Below are 15751 nucleotides of genomic sequence, written 5' to 3'. Positions count from 1 at the left end.
CCCCCGCCCCATGCGACAGGGCCCGGACTCCCACGGAGTCCGGGCCCTGCAGTGTTGTGGGTGTGCCCTACAGCGTCCGGTTCCGCCCGGCGCCGAGGCCGGCCGCGCCGACCACCAGGACCAGCACCAGCATCAGCACCAGGGTGGCGTCCCAGCCGCCGGTGAGCTGGTGCAGCACACCGGCGCCGACCGGGCCGGCCGCGGCGACCAGGTAGCCGATCGCCTGGGACATGCCGCCCAGCTGGGCGGCGCCGGCCGCGGTGCCGGTGCGCAGCACGATGAACGCCAGGCCGAGGCCCAGCGAGCCGCCCTGGGCCAGGCCGAGGATGGTCGCCGACACCCAGGCGCCGGAGACCGGGGCGACCAGCAGCAGGGCGATGCCGACCCCGTTCAGGGCGGCCATGGTGACCGCGAGGGCGCGCTGGCTGGTCATCCGGCCGGCCATCAGCGGCACCAGGAAGGCACCGGCCACCTGCACCAGGTTGGAGTAGGCGAAGACCAGGCTGGCCTGGCCGCGGTCCATGCCGTGGTCGGCCAGGATGGTCGGCATCCAGGCGACCAGGGTGTAGACCAGCAGCGACGAGATGCCCATGAACAGGCTGATCTGCCAGGCCAGCGGGGACTTCCAGATGCCCTCGATCGGCTTGGCGGGCTTCGCGGTCTCACCGGCCCGGGCGGGGGTGCTCACCGCGGCCACCGCGGCCATGGCGCCCTTCGCCTGCCGGGAGCGCAGCACCTGCGGCAGCCAGGCCACCGCGGCGATCAGCGCGAGCAGCGACCAGGCGCCGAGCGAGGCCCGCCAGCCGCCGCCGAGCGCGTGCTCCAGCGGGACGGAGGTGCCGGCCGCGAGGGTGGCGCCGACCAGCATGGTGGTCGAGTAGACGCCGGTCATGGTGGCCGCGCGGTCCGGGAACTCCCGCTTGACCAGGCCCGGCATCGACACGTTGAGCACCGCGATGGCCACGCCGATCACCATGCAGCCCGCGTACAGCGCGAACACCGAGGGCAGCACCCGCAGCAGCACGCCGGCGCCGAGCACCAGCACCGCGCCGAGCACCACCCGCTCGGTGCCGAAGCGGCGGGTCAGCCGGGGGGTGAGCGGGGCGCCGACGCCCTGGAACAGCACCGGGATGGTGGTGATCAGCCCGCCCGCGGTGGTGGACAGCCCGAAGGTGTGCTGGATCTCCTTGACCATCGGGGAGATCGCGGCCAGACAGGCGCGCATGTTCAGCGCGACCAGCAGGATGCCGATCAGCAGCAGCGCGGGGTGGGCCAGGCGGCTGCGGACGGGGAGCGGGGCGGGAGTGGTGACAACCGGCTGCGGGGCACGGGTGACGGCCATGGGTGTGCAGTTCTTTCCGGGCTCGGGGGTGGCGCGGGCACGGCGGGAGGAGGCCTCCACCGGCCGCGGGCAGGACGGGAGTTGAGCAGGCAGCGGGGCTGCGTGCGGAAGCGGGGCCTGCGCCGTCCTACTTCCGGGCCGCGATGGCCGCGAGGAGCTGCTCGACGGCCGCGGTGGGCTCGGCGAGCAGCGCCCGACACGCCGTCTCGGCGCGGTCCGGGTCGCCGCTCTCGATCGCGTCCACCAGCGCCTCGTGGGTGGCCACGACCGCCTCGGGCATCTCGTGGTCGCCGAAGGCGGAGGTCATCGCCTCGCGTACGGAGGCGCCGAAGTAGTGGTACACCTCGGCCAGGGCCGGGTTGTGCGCGGCCTCGACGACGGCGGTGTGGAACTCCAGGTCGTGCTCGACGGTGGCCTCGCGGCTCGCCCGCTCGGGGTGGGTCGCGAAGACCTCGGCCTCACGGGCCAGCGCGGCCCGCATCCGCCGGACGTCCTCGGGGGTGTGCCGCAGCGCCGCCAGTCGGGCGGCCTCGGTCTCCAGCGCGGCGCGGACCTCCAGGACGTCCCGGATGCCCGAGCGCTGGACGCCGCGCAGCACGGCCGCCGGGTCGCTGGTGGACCGGACGAAGGTGCCCTCGCCCTGCCGGGAGACCAGCATCCCGGCGTGCACCAGCACCCGGATCGCCTCCCGCACGGTGTTCCGCCCGACCTGCAGCTGCTCGGCCAGCTCGTGCTCGGTGGGGATCTGCGACCCCACCGGCCAGGCCCCGCCGGCCAGCTGCTCGCGCAGCCGGTCGATCGCGGTGTCCACCAGGGAACGCCGCCCGGCCGCCTGCAAGCCGTTTCCGTCGCCGCTCATGCCGGGCCTCCCTTCGCACACCGCTCATCGGTCGTAGGTCATCCTACAACCGCTTGCCCGGTCATCCTACAACTGGGAGTGAACCGCCCCTGAACAGTCTGGTCCCTGAACAGTCCCGGGGCCGCCGGGCGCAGTGGGGCCCGGCGGCTCAGCGGGCCGGGTAGAGGCGTTCCAGGACGGCGGCGACGCCGTCCTCGTCGTTGCTCGCGGTGACTTCGTCGGCGACGGCGAGGAGTTCCTCGTGGGCGTTGGCCATGGCGACGCCGTGGGCCGCCCAGCCGAACATCGGCACGTCGTTGGGCATGTCGCCGAAGGCGATGGTGTCGGCGGCGCGCACGCCCAGGCGGCGGGCGGCGACGGCCAGGCCGGTGGCCTTGGACAGGCCCAGCGGCAGCAGCTCGACCACGCCCGCGCCGGCCATCACCACGCCGACCAGGTCGCCGGCGGCGCGCCGGGCGGCCTCGGCGAGGGCGTCGTCGGTCAGGCCGGGGTGCTGGATGTAGAGCTTGCTGAGCGGGGAGGTGAGCAGTTCGCCGCGCTCGACCCGGACGACCGGGAGGTCGGAGCCGATCAGCAGCTCGTAGCCGGGGCCGGCCAGCACCTGGCCGTCCAGGCCGTCCTGGTTGGCGGCGATGGCCAGCGGGCCGGTCTCGGCCTCGATCTTCTCGATCGCGACCGCGGCGAGCCGGCGGTCCAGGGTGAGCGAGGTGAGCAGCTTGTGCGCACCGGCGTCGTAGACCTGGGCGCCCTGGCCGCAGACCGCTATCCCGGTGTAGCCGATCTCGTCGAAGACCGGGCGGGCCCAGACGGCCGAGCGGCCGGTCACCACGATGTGCAGCGCGCCCGCGCCGGTGGCGGCGGCCAGGGCCGCGCGGGTGCGCTCGGAGACGGTCTCCGTGCTGGTGAGCAGGGTGCCGTCGAGGTCGGTGGCGACCAGCCGGTAGGGCAGGTCGCCACCGATCGGGTGTGCGGAGGAGGTCACTTGACCGGCTCGAGGACGGTCCGCCCGCCGAGGTACGGGCGCAGCGCCTCGGGCACGACGACCGAGCCGTCGGCCTGCTGGTGGTTCTCCAGGATCGCCACGATGGTGCGCGGGACGGCGACCAGGGTGCCGTTCAGGGTGGCGAGCGGGCGGGTCTTGCCGTCCTCGCGCATCCGGATCGACAGCCGGCGGGCCTGGTACTCGGTGGTGTTGGAGGTCGAGGTGACCTCGCGGTACTTGCCCTGGGTCGGGATCCAGGCCTCGATGTCGAACTTGCGCGCGGCCGAGGAGCCGAGGTCGCCGGAGGCGACGTCGATCACCCGGTACGGCAGCTCCAGCGCGTTGAGGAAGTCCTTCTCCCACTGGAGCAGGCGGCGGTGCTCGTTCTCCGCGTCCTCGGGCGTGGTGAAGACGAACATCTCCACCTTCTCGAACTGGTGGACCCGGATGATGCCGCGGGTGTCCTTGCCGTAGGTGCCGGCCTCGCGGCGGAAGCAGGACGAGTAGCCGGCGTAGCGCAGCGGCAGCTTGTCGGCCTCGATGATCTCGTCCATGTGGTACGCCGCCAGCGGGACCTCGCTGGTGCCGACCAGGTACTTGTCCTCTTCGGCGAGGTGGTACACGTTCTCGGCGGCCTGGCCGAGGAAGCCGGTGCCGTCCATGGCGGCCGGGCGGACCAGCGCCGGGGTGATCATCGGGATGAAGCCGGCCGCGGTGGCCTGGGCGATCGCCATGTTGACCAGGGCGAGCTCCAGCAGCGCGCCGGGACCGGTCAGGTAGTAGGAGCGGGCACCGGCGACCTTGGCGCCGCGCTCGGTGTCGATCGCGCCCAGCAGCTGGCCCAGCTCGACGTGGTCGCGGGGCTCGAAGCCCTCGGCGGCGAAGTCGCGCGGGGTGCCGATCTCCTCCAGGGTGACGAAGTCCTCCTCGCCGCCGACCGGGGCGGCCGGGTCGATGAGGTTCGCCAGGGAGCGGAGCAGGCGGTCCGCCTCCTCCTTGGCCGCGCTCTGCTCGGCGTCCGCGGCCTTGACCTCGGCGGCCAGGTCCTTGGTGCGCTGCAGCAGGGCGGTCTTCTCGTCGCCCTTGGCCTGGGCGACCTGCTTCCCGAGCACCCGCTGCTCGTTGCGCAGTTCGTCGAAGCGGCTGCCCGAGGACCGGCGCCGTTCGTCGGCGGAGAGGAGGGCGTCGACGACGTCGACGTCCTCGCCACGGACGCGCTGCGAGGCGCGCACTCGGTCAGGGTCCTCACGAAGCAGGCGAAGGTCAATCACAGGCCCAAGCGTACCGGGCGGGCGTTCCTCCACCGGTACCGGTTTTCCCCTGGGGATAACTCACCGGATCCTGTGGATAACTCCTGTGGGGAAAACGCCGGCCCCGGACCGGGGGCGGGTTATCCACAGCCTCGGCCCCCGGCCTGTGGATGAGGGGTGGGGATCGGGGGTCGCCGGTCGAAACCAGGGAATTGAGGTTTCAAACCTCAATGAACCTTCTCGGGTGAGGGAATTGAAGCACTCGCACGGGTGATTTGCAGGCAAGCGGGTGACTCTGGTCCGATTAGTCATCTCTGCGGCGCAAACCGATGGTCCGACCAGTTCTGGGCAATGGCTATACCGGTTTGTCGACTCATCCCCAGGCCTGTGGATAACTTCCGGCTGTGGACAGCGGGGAGGCCTGTGGACAGCGGCCTCCGGAGCCGGAGGTTCCTGTGGATGACGGTACGGTCACCCGCCGCGTTTGATCAGGCCGGTCGATAACGGTCGGAAAAGGTCAGAAAGACATGAGATGGCGCCCGGGTATCCGGAGCCGGGCCCGACTCGGGGCCCGACTCTGGGGATCACTCGGGGATCAGGGGATCAGATGTCCCCGCGCCCGTCGAGCGCCCGGGAGAGCCAGTCCGCCGCCGCGGCGAAATCCTCGTCCGAGGTCCCCGGCCGCCGGTGCCTGGACGCCTGCCGGTCCGCGCGCGGATAGGAGCCGAGGAACCGCACCTGCGGGCTGATCCGCTTGAGCCCCATCAGCGCGTCGGCGACCCGGCGCTCGGACAGGTGCCCCTCGCAGTCGATCAGGAAGCAGTAGCTGCCCAGCCCCTCACCGGTCGGCCGGGACTCGATCCGCATCAGGTTCACCCCGCGCACCGCGAACTCCTGCAGCAGCTCCAGCAGCGCACCCGGGTGGTCGTCCGGCAGCCAGACCACCATCGAGGTCTTGTCCGCCCCGGTCGGCGAGGAGACCCGCCCCGGACGGCCGACCAGCACGAACCGGGTGGTCGCGCTCTGCGCGTCCGCGATCTCCTTGACCAGCGGGTCCAGCCCGTAGATCGGCGCCGCGAACTCGCCCGCGAACGCCCCGTCGTACCGGCCCTCGGCGACCAGCCGGGCGCCGTCCGCGTTGGAGGCCGCCGACTCCCAGACCGCGTCCGGCAGGTTGGCCGCCAGCCACTTGCGCACCTGCGGCTGGGCCACCGGGTGGCTGGTCACCGTCTTGACCCCGGACAGCTCGGTGCCCGGCCGCACCAGCAGCGCGAAGGTGATCGGCAGCAGCACCTCGCGGTAGATCATCAGCGGTGCACCGGCGGCCAGTTCGTCGTTGGTCGCGGTGACCGCGCCCTCCACCGAGTTCTCGATCGGCACGAACGCCCCGGCCGCCTCCCCGCCGCGCACCGCCTCCAGCGCCAGCGCCACCGAGGACAGCGGCACCAGCTCCCGGGTCGCCGCCTCCGGCAGGGTGTGCAGCGCCGCCTCGGTGAAGGTGCCGGCCGGGCCGAGGTAGGTGTATCGGGTGGCCGACATGACGCCTCCGTTGCCAAGGGGATGTGCACGAGCGGGTGGTGCCGAAGCAGTCACCATAACGATTCCGCGGCCCCGGCAGGAAAGCGTTCCGCAGACCGGGACCGCGCTCCCGAACGGGCTTCCGAACGGGGTTTCGGAACGGGCCGCCTGACGGTCCGGCTAACCCTCCAGCAGCTGCTGCCCGAGGTAGCCCCCGGCCGGCACCCCCGGCGGGACGACGTACAGCCCGCTCGCCTCGTGCCGCAGGAAGCGGGACAGCCCGTCGCCCCGGGAGAGCTTGCGCTGCACCGGGGTGAAGCCCCGGCGCGGGTCGGCCTGGAAGGCGAGGAAGAGCAGCCCGGCGTCCGGTGAGCCGTCCGGCAGCGCCCCGTCGTGGTACGAGAAGCCGCGCCGCAGCATCGCCGCCCCGCCGTTGCCCGCCGGAGCGGCGACCCGGACGTGGGCGTCGGAGGGGACGGCGAGCCCGCCGTCCGGCCCCTGGGCGGCAAGGTCCACCGGGGTGCCCTCGCCCGAGCCGGCCGGAGCGCTCAGCGGCGACCCGTCCGACTTGCGCCGCCCGATCACCCGCTCCTGGCGCTCCACCGGCAGCTCCTCCCAGTGGTCCAGCAGCATCCGGATCCGCCGGAACACCAGGTACGAGCCGCCGGCCGACCAGGCCGGCCCGTCCCCGCCGGCGGCGCAGAACACCTTGGCGGCGAAGCCGTCCTGGCCCGGCTCGGGGTTGTTGGTGCCGTCGATCTGGCCCATCAGGTTGCGCCCGGTCATCGGACGGGCGGTCGCGCCCGGGGTACGGGCGAAGCCGGCCGACTGCCAGCGCAGCGCCGCGGTGCCGGCCGCCAGCTTCTGCAGGGTCCGCAGGGCGTGCACCGTCACCAGCGCGTCGTCGGCGCCGATCTGGACGAACAGGTCGCCGTCGCCGCGCGCCGGGTCCAGCGCGTCGCCGGGGAAGGCGGGCAGCGGTTCGAGGGCCGCCGGGCGGCGGTCGGCCAGCCCGGCCTTGTCGAACAGCGCGGCGCCGAAGCCGAGCGTGACGGTGAGCGAGCAGGGCCCGGCGTCCAGGGCGACCTGGTTGTCGAACTCCTCGGCCGGCTCCCCGGCGGTCAGCCGCTCGACCGCCTTGGTCCAGCGCTGCAGCAGGGTGCGCAGCCCGTCCCGGCCGGCCCCGTCGACCAGGTCGAAGGCGGCCAGCTGGACCCGGGCCTGCTGGGGTTCGAGGATGCCGGCCTGGTGCTCACCGCGGAACGGCACCCGGCCCGCGCCGAGCGCGCCGCCGGCCGCCGCCCCCTCGACCGGGCGGTCGCGGTAGGCGACCGCCCCGGCCACGCCCGCCCCGGCGCCGACCAGCAGTCCGGCGCCGGCCGTGCCGAGCAGGGCCCGCCGGGTGAAGCCCGTCGAGGCGCTCGTCCCGTCGTGTCCCACCGCTTCGACTTCTTCCACTGGATCCACTGCTTCCACCGCGCTCAGCCGATCTTGAACTGCTGGGTCGGGGTGGTCTGGTCGATGTCCGAGGAGCGGATCTGCACCGAGACCACCCAGGTGCCGGCCAGCGGGAGCTGGGTCGTGCCGCTCCAGCGGCCGGTGCCCTCCGGGGTGAGCGCCACCGGCAGCGGGCCGAGGTCGCGGTCCGGCAGGGTGAAGGCGAGCTGCACCTCGGGGACGTCCACCGGCTTGCCGTCGGCGCCGTCCAGCGCGAGCTTGACCTCGTTCGGGCCGGTCCGGGCCGGGTTGAGGGTGACGGTCGCGGTGCCCTTGGCGTTCGGCGTCCGGCCCTTGGTGTCGTACGGCAGCTTGAGCTCCTCCGTGCGGCCCGGCTCGGTCTGCGGGGCGGCGGGGGCGGCGTTCCCGGCCCCCGCGCTGCTCCCGGCCGCCTTCACCTCGCCCGCTACCCGCCCGGGCGGGGAGTTGGTGAGCATCGTGGTGACCACCAGCACCGCCACCGCGACCAGCGCCTCCACCAGCACCGAACGGCGCAGCCCGGCCCGGGTCGGGGTCAGCCCGCGCTCGCGGCCCGCGCTGCGCGCGGCGGCCCGCTGGCGCTCCAACTGGGCCTGCCGGAGCGGGTCCTCGCTGTGTACGGCGGCGGCGCCGACCGGCTCGGGCACCTCGGCCCGCTCGACCTCCGCCGCCTCGGCCGGGGCCGAGCGCAGCCGGGCCAGCCAGCTGCGGGAGATCCAGGCGACGCCCAGCATCACGGCCACGCAGCCGCTCTTCACCAGCAGCAGCTTCCCGTACTCGGTGCCGGTCAGCGCGCTCCAACTGCCCAGGCCCCGCCAGGACTGGTAGATCCCGGTGCCGGCCAGCACGGCCACCGAGGCGAAGGCGATCCGGGAGAAACGGTCCACCACCTCGGCGCCGACGCCCTCGCGCAGCGCGACCAGCAGCGAGGCCAGGCCGCCCAGCCAGAGCGCCATCGCGATCAGGTGCAGGATGCCGAACGGCAGCGCCAGCCAGACCTGGATGCCCACCGAGGCGTGGTCGGCGCCGACCCAGGTCGCGGAGAGTGCCACCGCCAGCACCAGTCCGGCCACGCCCAGGCCGATCCGGGCCTCGCGCTGCGGCCGCTCGGCGGCCCGCTGCTCCAGCGCGCGCAGCTCGGCGGCCTCGGTGTCCTCCTGGCGGCCGTCGGCCCCCGCGGGGGCGGCCTCCGGTGAGCCGGGCTGCGCGGGGGCCGGCTTCGGCGGCTGCCCCAACTGCCCGACCAGCAGCGACAGGAAGATCCCGGCCGCGGCGAGCAGCAGCAGCCGGGCCGCCAGCGCGGTGCCGATCCGCTCGTCCAGGGTGGCGCGCACCAGCGACAGGTCGAGGGCCTGCCCGATGCCCGAGCCGCGCTCGTACGGGCCGCGCAGCATCAGCACCGCGACGGTCGAGGCCAGCAGCGCCGTCCAGCCGGTCATCAGCAGCCGCTGCACCGGGCGCCGGGCGGCGCCGGCCGGCCAGCAGAGCAGGACGAAGGCGGCGACCCCGGCGAGCAGCGCGAAGGCCGCGTAGGCGACGGTGCGCCCGGTCCCGTACAGGGCGGCGACCAGGCCGTCCGCCTTGGCGCCCTGCAGCGCGGTGGCGGACACCGAGGTGTCCGAGGGGGCGCCGATGGAGAAGGTGAACGCCCCGCCGACCGGGTGGGAGTCCTCCGAGACGGCCCGCCAGGCGACGGTGTACGTGCCGTTGGTGAGCCCGCTGTTGAGGCCGACCCGGGCGGTGTTGCCCTTGCCGTCGGCGTGCGCCGGGTTGCCGGTGTCCACGGCCTTGCCGGCCGGGTCGAGCACCCGGACGGAGTCGCCGGACAGCGAGACCGACTCGCTGAAGGTCAGGGTCACCGCCGGCGGGGCGGTGGCGACCACCGAGTTCTGCGCCGGGTCGGTGGAGTCCAGGGTGGCGTGCGCGGACGCCGGGGCGGCGCCGGCGAGCATCAGCGCGAGCAGCGTGCCGAGCGTCCCCAGCGCCGCGGCGATGCGCAGCGGGACGGTCCGGCGGCGCGCGGCCGGGCGGCGCTGGGTGGCCCGGGCGTGGGCGCTGCGGTGGTGGGCGGCCTTCTCCATGCTGGCGGGTCCCCTAACTCTGGCCTGGGCGGTAGGTGAGCTCCTTGACCGGCACCTTGACCGAGATGGTGCCGGACTTGGCGAAGGTCAGGTCCAGTTCCAGCTCGTCGCCCAGGGCGGGGGCCTTCTGCCAGTCCATGATCATCAGGTGGGTGCCGCCGCGGGCGAGCTGCAGCGCGCCGTGCGCGGGCACGTCCAGGCTGTTCACCTGCTCCATGGTCGAGGCGGTCGAGCGGTGCATGGTGACCGACCCGGCGGCCGGACTGCTCACCTTGACCAGCTGGTCCGGCCCGCCGTCGTTGCGGACGGTCAGGTAGCCCGCGCCCATCCCGCCGGCCGGGGGCAGCGGGATGTAGGAGTCGGCGACGCTCAGCTTCGCCGGGCCGGCGTCCGCCGAGGTGCCGCCCTGGCCGCCCGTCCCGCAGGCCGCGAGTATCGCGCCGCCGCCGAGGGCGGTGGCGACCACGGCGCCCAGCAGCGCCGACCGGCGGAACCGCCGGGTGCCGGTCATCGCCGTCGTCACGCCGCGACCCCCTTGGCCAGCAGCGGCAGGTCGTGCTCGTAGGTCTTCTCCTCGGTGCCGCTCATGTAGAGCACGTGCGCCTTGTCGTCCGAGGGGAGGAAGGCCAGCACCTGAGCGCCGTGGGTGGAGGTGACGGTGCCGTCCGCGTTGACCACCGGGTCCTCGATCATGATGCCGAGGGACTTGGCGGCGGTCTTCACCCTGCCCAGGTCGCCGGTGAGGCCTATGAAGTCGGTGCCCATCGAGTCCAGCCAGGTGCGCAGCACCTTGGGGGTGTCGCGCTGCGGGTCGGTGGAGACGAAGACGACGTTGACCTTCTTCCGGTCCTCCGCGGACAGGGCCTTCATCGCGACGCCGATGTCGCCCATGGTGGTCGGGCAGACGTCCGGGCAACTGGTGTAGCCGAAGAACAGCAGGGTCGCCTTGCCGTTGGTCTGCTGCCGCAGGTCGTACGGCTGGCCGGAGGTGTCGGTCAGCTGGAGGTCCGGCTTCTCGAAGTTCTTGGCCAGCTTGGTGCCCTGGTACGGGCTGTCGTCCTTCTGCCGGGTCACCTTGGCGGCGGTCGAACCGCCGCCGGAGGAACCGCAGGCGGAGAGGGTCAGCGCGGCGGCCAGGGCGAGGGCGGCGGCGCCGGCCAGGCGGGTGGAACGGGCGGTGCGGGACATGGTGCGTGCTTCCGATCAGGCGCGGTGGACCACCGGCGGGGCCGTACCCGGAGCGGTACGGCCCCACCGGCGCGGGGGTCAGGAGGCGGAGCCGCTGTTCTTGCGGCGCAGGCCGAGCACGCCGACAGCGGTGCCGATCACGCCGACCACGATGCCGACCACGCCGAGGATCCGGGCGGTGCTGTCGCTGGACTTGGCGTCGCCGTCGGAGGCGGCGGCGTGGTCGGAGCTGTCGCCGTGGGCGCCGGCGGCGGGGGAGGCGGTGGCGCCGGCGCCGTGGTGGTCGTCACCGGCGGCGGCCTTGGTGAGCTTCAGCGTCGGGGCCGGGTGGGCCGGCTCGGGCTGGCCGGCCGGGGCCTCGTCGATCCAGCGGACGACGTCGCCGTTGTCGTAGGTCTGCAGGGCCTTGAAGGCCATGCTGTCGGCGTCGGTCGGCAGCGGGCCGAGCGAGACCCGGAACTCCTGGAACTGACCGGGGGCGATCTTGGTGCCCGGGTCGGCGGTCCAGGTGATCTTGGAGACGGCCTCGTTGACGTCGCTGCCGTGCACCTTGATGGGCTTGTCGAGCTTGGCCTTCTCGACGGCGGCGCTCCAGCCCGGCAGCGGCAGCGTCCGGACCGAGGCCAGCGGGTGGTCCAGCGGCAGGTTGACCTCGAGCTTCACCGTGCTCGCCGTGTCGCTCTCGTTCGGCACCCGGAAGTCGACGGCCGTGTAGCCGCCCTGGGCCGCCGAACCCGGGTTCACGGTGACGTGCGCGAAGGCGGGCCCGGCCAGCGCCACCACGGAGGCGGCGGCGGTCAGGGCGACGGCGGCGATACGACGGGTGGGAAGGGAACGCATGATGGGGGGTCTCCGATCGGAGCTCGGCACGTGACCCGCCGCTCTCGGCGGCGCCGCACGCGCGGACGTGGGGCAGGACCAGGGGCCGCCGTCGCCGTGGGCGGACGGAACGGCCCGGACACCGCGCACCGCACCCGGTCGGCCCGCACCCCTGCTCGGGGCGCGCGGGAACACCGGATCAGTACGCGAAGGCCCCGCGCGGCGGCCCGCGCCGCACCACGCTGTGCCGCAGCACCGCACCCGCGGGCAGCCGGCTCCCGCCGTCCCCCGCCCCGAACCGGCGGACCGGACCGGCCACGCCGAACAGACCGCGCAGCAACGCGGCCACCAGCACCAGGGCCGAGCGCAGCGGCGCCGCCCAGTGCTCTCGGGCCGCCGACGCCGCCACCCGCACCAGCCGCCACAGCGCCGCCTCGCCGCGCCGCAGCCACCAGCCCGCCACCAGCGCGGCGGCCAGGTGCCCGGCCAGCATCGACGGCGTCATCCCCAGCACGCCGCCCTGCTGCCACCAGGGCGCGGCGGCGTACGCGTGCGGATCCAGACCCGCCGAGGAGACCAACTGCTCCGGCGAGGCGCCGCCGGGCAGGCCCACCAGGGTGCCCGGCCGGGCCTCGTTGCAGATCAGCCGACCGGCCGCCATCGGCATGCTCATCGGAACGCCGTCGTGCATCCCGTGGCCGCCCAGGCCGTGGAACAGACAGTGCAGCCCCAGCTGCCCCGCGCCCAGCGCCCCGGAGATGGCCACCATCGAGCGCTCCCGCCCGCCGCACGCCACCGCGAGCACCAGCACCGCGGCGAAGCCCGTCGCCAGCGCGACCGGCGGCACGTCGCCGCCACCCGCCAGCGCGTGCCCGGCGGCCGCGATCAGCGTGCACACCAGGGCGAACGGGACCGCCCGGGCAAGCCGTAGGTCCCAGGCGGCCCCCACCGGCCGGGCCGGCTGTGCTCGCTCGGAGACAGGGGTGCCCTGGAACGGGGCGGCGGGGAGGGCAGTCATGGCCGGGCCATCATCTCATCGCGTACACCGCCGACACGGGCAGGGTGGGAAATCCCTACGAATGCCCCGTTCGGCCGCGGCGTGCACCCCACCGCATGCGCCCTTCGGCACAGACCCCATCGGCAGTCCATCCGCCGAACGGGCGGTAGCCGTCCCCGCGCACGGTTCACCGCCGAATCGCCCGGAGATACCTAGTTGTATGTGGAGCCGCAGCCAGGAGGGACCTCCCGTGGACATCTGGTGGACTCTGCACCTCAAGCGCGACCCGGCCAGCGTTCCGCTGGCCCGGCGCATCCTGCTCGGTGCCATGGCGACCGCGGGCGTCGACCCCCAGATCGCCGACGACCTCGGCGTCGCCCTCACCGAAGCCTGCGCCAACGCCGTCGAGCACGGCGCCACCGGCCGACCCGACGACGGCTTCCAGGTCACCGCCTCCATCAGCGGCGACCGCCTGCGGATCGAGGTCACCGACTCCGGGCCCGGCCTGCCCGCCCCCAGCACCCCGCTCGCCCGCCGCCCGGCCGCCCCCGCCCCGGCCGGCCACGCCCCCCGCCGCGCCCGCCGCGGCCGCGCCACCGTCCCGGCCCGCGTCCTCACCGCCCACCGCCCCCGCCGCGACGGCCACCCCTACGACACCCACGTCCTCCCCCACCGCCCCGCGGCCCCCACCCTCCGCCCGGTCGACCTCGACACCCTCCCCGACCTCACCGCCGAATCCGGCCGCGGCCTCTTCCTCATCCACGCCCTCACCGACCACGTCCAACTCCGCAACCACCCGCTCCGCGGGGCGATCGTGAGCTTCGACAAGATCCTCAAGTGGCAGGACGGCGCGCTGTTGCAGGCGTCGTAGCGGCGAGGCGCGGAGGCGCGCCGGGCGCGGACCCGGCGGAGATCCGCAGGGGCGATGGCTGTTCGGTGGTGGCCCCGGCGACGTGGTCGTGTGGCTGCGTGGGACGTCGTGGTGGACGCGGCCCTCCACCCCGTACGCGCAGGCGTGGGGGCGGACCTGGGGGAGATCCGCAGGACGATCGGCAGGGGCGACGGCTGTCGGTGGTGGCCCCCGGCGAGGCGGTCGTGCGGGCTTCGCGCGCAGCCCTCTCTCCCCGCACGCGCCCGCGCGGAGGGTGGCGGCCCGGACGGAGTCGGCGCCGGGTGTCGGCCGCCCCGGCGAGGTGCTCGGCGGCCGCCGTGCACGGCGGGTCCTTCACCCGGGGCGTTCGGTGGCGGTGGTCGGCGCCGGGGTGTTGTGAACCGGGAGCGACCGAGTGGCGGTGGCCCCCGCGGGCGGCAGGGCAGCGCGTCCGGGGTGCCGGATGGGAGTCCGCGCCGGGCGTCGGTCGCGCCGGCGAGGTGGTCGCCGGGACGCGGGGCCGCGTCGGCGGGTGCCGTCCTCGGTGGGGGTCAGTCGGTGGTGGGGCGGCGGCGGGTGAGGAGGAGGAGGGTGGTGCCGAGGACGAGGGCGGTGGTGCCGGCGATGGCGAGGGGGCGGGTGGCGGTGCCGGCGCCGGTGTCGGCGAGGTGGGTGGGGGTGGTGGCGGTGGGGGCCGGGGTGTGGTCGGTGGGGGTGAGGGTGCCGGTGTAGGTGGCGGTGAGCTGGGGGCAGGTGTACTTCTTCGCCGGGGCGGAGCCGCTCGGGAGGACCTCGGACTTGGCGGTGAAGGTGAGGCGGTGGTCGCCGTGCGGGGTGCCGGCGGCGGGCCGGACCTGGAGGGTGAGCCGCTGGCCCTGGGGGACCTGGTAGCCGCCGGTGTTGACCGGGGAGCCGGTGACGGTGAGGGGCTTCCAGGCGCCGGCGCCCGCGCGCAGTTCGAGGGGCAGGCTGCCGCTGCCGTCGGCGAGCGCGAGGGTGGTGGCGAGCTGCTTGACCGTGGTGGTGCTGGTGTTGGTGAAGGTGACGGAGAGTTCGCCCGGGGTGCCGTTGCCGCCGGTGGCCGGTATCGGGTCGGTGGTGACGCCTTCCGGGCAGTCGGTGTCGGCGCTGGTGGCGGCGGCCGTGGGCGTCGTCGCGGTGGCGGTGGCGGTCGGGGTGTCGTCGGCGAACGCGGGGGCCGTGGCGAGGGCGACCGGACCGGCGGTGAGCACGAGCAGGGTGCAGGCGGCGGGAAGGCGGGCGGGACGCATCGGTGGGCTCCAGCGGTGGGGTCGGGTTGCGTTCTCCGGGGGAAGACCACCGAGGGGCCCGAACGGTTGTCCGCGCCCCTCGGTTCACTTCACGGGGTTTCAGCCGTGCGCGCCCGCCTTGCGGCGGCGCAGGACGAACACGGTACCGGCGCCGGCGGCCAGCACGGCCGCGCCGCCGAGGGCGATCGGCAGGGTGCTGGAGTCGGCACCGGTGTGGGCCAGTTCGGGGCCGGCGGAGGCCGTGGTGGCGCCGGGCGCGGGGGCGGCGGCCGTGGTGGTGGCCGGGGCGGAGGCCGAGGGCGCCGCCGAGGGCGAGCCGGTGGTGGCCGGGGTGCCGTCGACGACCTTGAACGGCTGGGCGACCTGGTAGTTGCCGCTGAAGCCGCTGCAGCTTCCCTCCGGCCCCTGGCGGACGCCCGGGACGTCCTTGCTGAGGAAGGACTCGGAGGCGCCGTCGAGCCGGGCGAAGTAGTTCGCGCCGAGCGCCTTGCCGGTGGCGGCGAGGCGCACCTGGAGGGTGAGCTTCTCGCCCTTGGCGAGCTTGAAGGTGCCGAGGTCGACGCGGATGTAGCTCATGTTGTTCTCGATGGCGTCCTGGCTGACGGGCTTCCAGTCGCCGCCGGGGAGCTTCAGCTGGACGGTGAAGGCGTCCTTGCCCCAGGTGGGCTGGTTGGGCGCGCCCTCCTCGCCGATGTCGGTGACGAAGAAGTGGGTGCTGAGCTTCTTCAGGTCGACGGGGGTGTCGTTCTCGAAGGTCACGCTCGCCTCCTGCGGGGCGCCGCCCTTGGTCAGGGTGACGCCGGACAGGCCGCTGCCGGTGGTCTTGAGGTTCTCCAGGTGGTACCCGCCCGGGCAGGGGCCGCTGGGCGAGGGCACCGGCGCGGTCGGCAGGTGGGGCGGCAGGGTGGCGGGTCCGCCGGTGGGGGCTCCGGCGGGGGCGGTGGGGGCGCTCGGGGCCGCGGTGGCGGCGGGCGTGGCCGGGATCCCGACGGCGCCGGCGGTGGCGGCGCCGACCGAGGCGCCGAGGGCGATGGCGACCAGCGCTGCGGAGGCCATGAGACGGGAAGAGCGCACGATCAGGTGCTCCAACTCTGGAG

14 protein-coding genes are annotated in these 15751 nt (G+C 74.6%); 1 reads left to right on the top strand and 13 read right to left on the bottom strand.

The window, feature by feature from the left end:
* Positions 1 to 67: 67 nt before the first annotated feature.
* The 11 genes from ACFVXG_RS09550 to ACFVXG_RS09500 all read right to left on the bottom strand — a co-directional run bounded on the left by ACFVXG_RS09550 (position 68) and on the right by ACFVXG_RS09500 (position 12533).
* Positions 68 to 1342 carry a CynX/NimT family MFS transporter gene (locus tag ACFVXG_RS09550; protein WP_387925904.1) on the bottom strand — a complete coding sequence of 425 codons (1275 nt, stop codon included), beginning with the start codon at positions 1340 to 1342 and terminating at the stop codon, positions 68 to 70.
* A 127-nt stretch (positions 1343 to 1469) separates the two neighbouring features.
* Positions 1470 to 2201, bottom strand: a complete 732-nt coding sequence (locus ACFVXG_RS09545; RefSeq protein WP_350507399.1) for a FadR/GntR family transcriptional regulator — start codon at positions 2199 to 2201, stop codon at positions 1470 to 1472.
* Positions 2202 to 2349: 148 nt separating this feature from the next.
* On the bottom strand, positions 2350 to 3183 hold the full coding sequence (locus ACFVXG_RS09540) for an HAD family hydrolase (RefSeq protein ID WP_387925902.1): 834 nt from the start codon (positions 3181 to 3183) through the stop codon (positions 2350 to 2352).
* The gene (gene serS, locus ACFVXG_RS09535) at positions 3180 to 4454 is read right to left on the bottom strand and encodes a serine--tRNA ligase (protein ID WP_350507401.1); all 1275 of its coding nucleotides are present in this window, start codon (positions 4452 to 4454) and stop codon (positions 3180 to 3182) included. The genes ACFVXG_RS09540 and serS overlap by 4 nt, the downstream gene beginning before the upstream one ends.
* 582 nt (positions 4455 to 5036) lie before the next feature.
* Entirely contained in the window at positions 5037 to 5972 is a 936-nt protein-coding gene (gene pheA, locus ACFVXG_RS09530; RefSeq protein WP_387925899.1) for a prephenate dehydratase, read from the bottom strand.
* Positions 5973 to 6131: 159 nt separating this feature from the next.
* Entirely contained in the window at positions 6132 to 7409 is a 1278-nt protein-coding gene (efeB, locus tag ACFVXG_RS09525) for an iron uptake transporter deferrochelatase/peroxidase subunit (RefSeq protein ID WP_387925897.1), read from the bottom strand.
* A gap of 23 nt (positions 7410 to 7432) precedes the next feature.
* The gene (locus ACFVXG_RS09520; protein ID WP_387925896.1) at positions 7433 to 9508 is read right to left on the bottom strand and encodes a FixH family protein; all 2076 of its coding nucleotides are present in this window, start codon (positions 9506 to 9508) and stop codon (positions 7433 to 7435) included.
* Positions 9509 to 9521: 13 nt separating this feature from the next.
* Positions 9522 to 10031, bottom strand: a complete 510-nt coding sequence (locus tag ACFVXG_RS09515) for a copper chaperone PCu(A)C (RefSeq protein WP_387925894.1) — start codon at positions 10029 to 10031, stop codon at positions 9522 to 9524.
* Complete coding sequence (locus tag ACFVXG_RS09510; RefSeq protein WP_387925892.1) at positions 10028 to 10696, bottom strand: SCO family protein; 669 nt, start codon at positions 10694 to 10696, stop codon at positions 10028 to 10030. The genes ACFVXG_RS09515 and ACFVXG_RS09510 overlap by 4 nt, the downstream gene beginning before the upstream one ends.
* A gap of 78 nt (positions 10697 to 10774) precedes the next feature.
* Positions 10775 to 11536 (bottom strand): YcnI family protein, encoded by a 762-nt coding sequence (locus ACFVXG_RS09505; protein ID WP_387925891.1) that lies wholly within the window; start codon positions 11534 to 11536, stop codon positions 10775 to 10777.
* Between the two features lie 178 nt (positions 11537 to 11714).
* Positions 11715 to 12533 (bottom strand): hypothetical protein, encoded by an 819-nt coding sequence (locus tag ACFVXG_RS09500; protein WP_387925889.1) that lies wholly within the window; start codon positions 12531 to 12533, stop codon positions 11715 to 11717.
* 229 nt (positions 12534 to 12762) lie between these two features.
* On the opposite strand from ACFVXG_RS09500, the gene ACFVXG_RS09495 reads away from it, so the two are divergent.
* Entirely contained in the window at positions 12763 to 13383 is a 621-nt protein-coding gene (locus ACFVXG_RS09495; protein WP_387925887.1) for an ATP-binding protein, read from the top strand.
* 551 nt (positions 13384 to 13934) lie between these two features.
* On the opposite strand, the gene ACFVXG_RS09490 is transcribed toward ACFVXG_RS09495, so the two are convergent.
* Together ACFVXG_RS09490 and ACFVXG_RS09485 are read right to left on the bottom strand one after the other, a co-directional pair.
* A complete protein-coding gene (locus ACFVXG_RS09490; protein WP_387925886.1) occupies positions 13935 to 14654 on the bottom strand; it encodes a hypothetical protein in 720 nt (239 codons plus the stop codon).
* Between the two features lie 99 nt (positions 14655 to 14753).
* Positions 14754 to 15728 carry an LAETG motif-containing sortase-dependent surface protein gene (locus ACFVXG_RS09485; RefSeq protein WP_387925884.1) on the bottom strand — a complete coding sequence of 325 codons (975 nt, stop codon included), beginning with the start codon at positions 15726 to 15728 and terminating at the stop codon, positions 14754 to 14756.
* Positions 15729 to 15751 lie beyond the last annotated feature (23 nt).

Origin of the sequence: Kitasatospora sp. NPDC058162, assembly GCF_042884005.1 — a bacterium.
Classification (GTDB): Bacteria; Actinomycetota; Actinomycetes; order Streptomycetales; family Streptomycetaceae; genus Kitasatospora.
Note: the sequence above shows the minus strand (reverse complement) of the source record. Positions and strands in the feature narration are given on the sequence as shown.

What these genes read in the sequence shown, in the direction of transcription:
- ACFVXG_RS09550 (WP_387925904.1), bottom strand. Translation starts at nt 1,342, where the DNA reads ATGGCCGTCACCCGTGCCCCGCAGCCGGTTGTCACCACTCCCGCCCCG.
- ACFVXG_RS09545 (WP_350507399.1), bottom strand. Translation starts at nt 2,201, where the DNA reads ATGAGCGGCGACGGAAACGGCTTGCAGGCGGCCGGGCGGCGTTCCCTG.
- pheA (WP_387925899.1), bottom strand. Translation starts at nt 5,972, where the DNA reads ATGTCGGCCACCCGATACACCTACCTCGGCCCGGCCGGCACCTTCACC.
- ACFVXG_RS09520 (WP_387925896.1), bottom strand. Translation starts at nt 9,508, where the DNA reads ATGGAGAAGGCCGCCCACCACCGCAGCGCCCACGCCCGGGCCACCCAG.
- ACFVXG_RS09510 (WP_387925892.1), bottom strand. Translation starts at nt 10,696, where the DNA reads ATGTCCCGCACCGCCCGTTCCACCCGCCTGGCCGGCGCCGCCGCCCTC.
- ACFVXG_RS09505 (WP_387925891.1), bottom strand. Translation starts at nt 11,536, where the DNA reads ATGCGTTCCCTTCCCACCCGTCGTATCGCCGCCGTCGCCCTGACCGCC.
- ACFVXG_RS09500 (WP_387925889.1), bottom strand. Translation starts at nt 12,533, where the DNA reads ATGACTGCCCTCCCCGCCGCCCCGTTCCAGGGCACCCCTGTCTCCGAG.
- ACFVXG_RS09490 (WP_387925886.1), bottom strand. Translation starts at nt 14,654, where the DNA reads ATGCGTCCCGCCCGCCTTCCCGCCGCCTGCACCCTGCTCGTGCTCACC.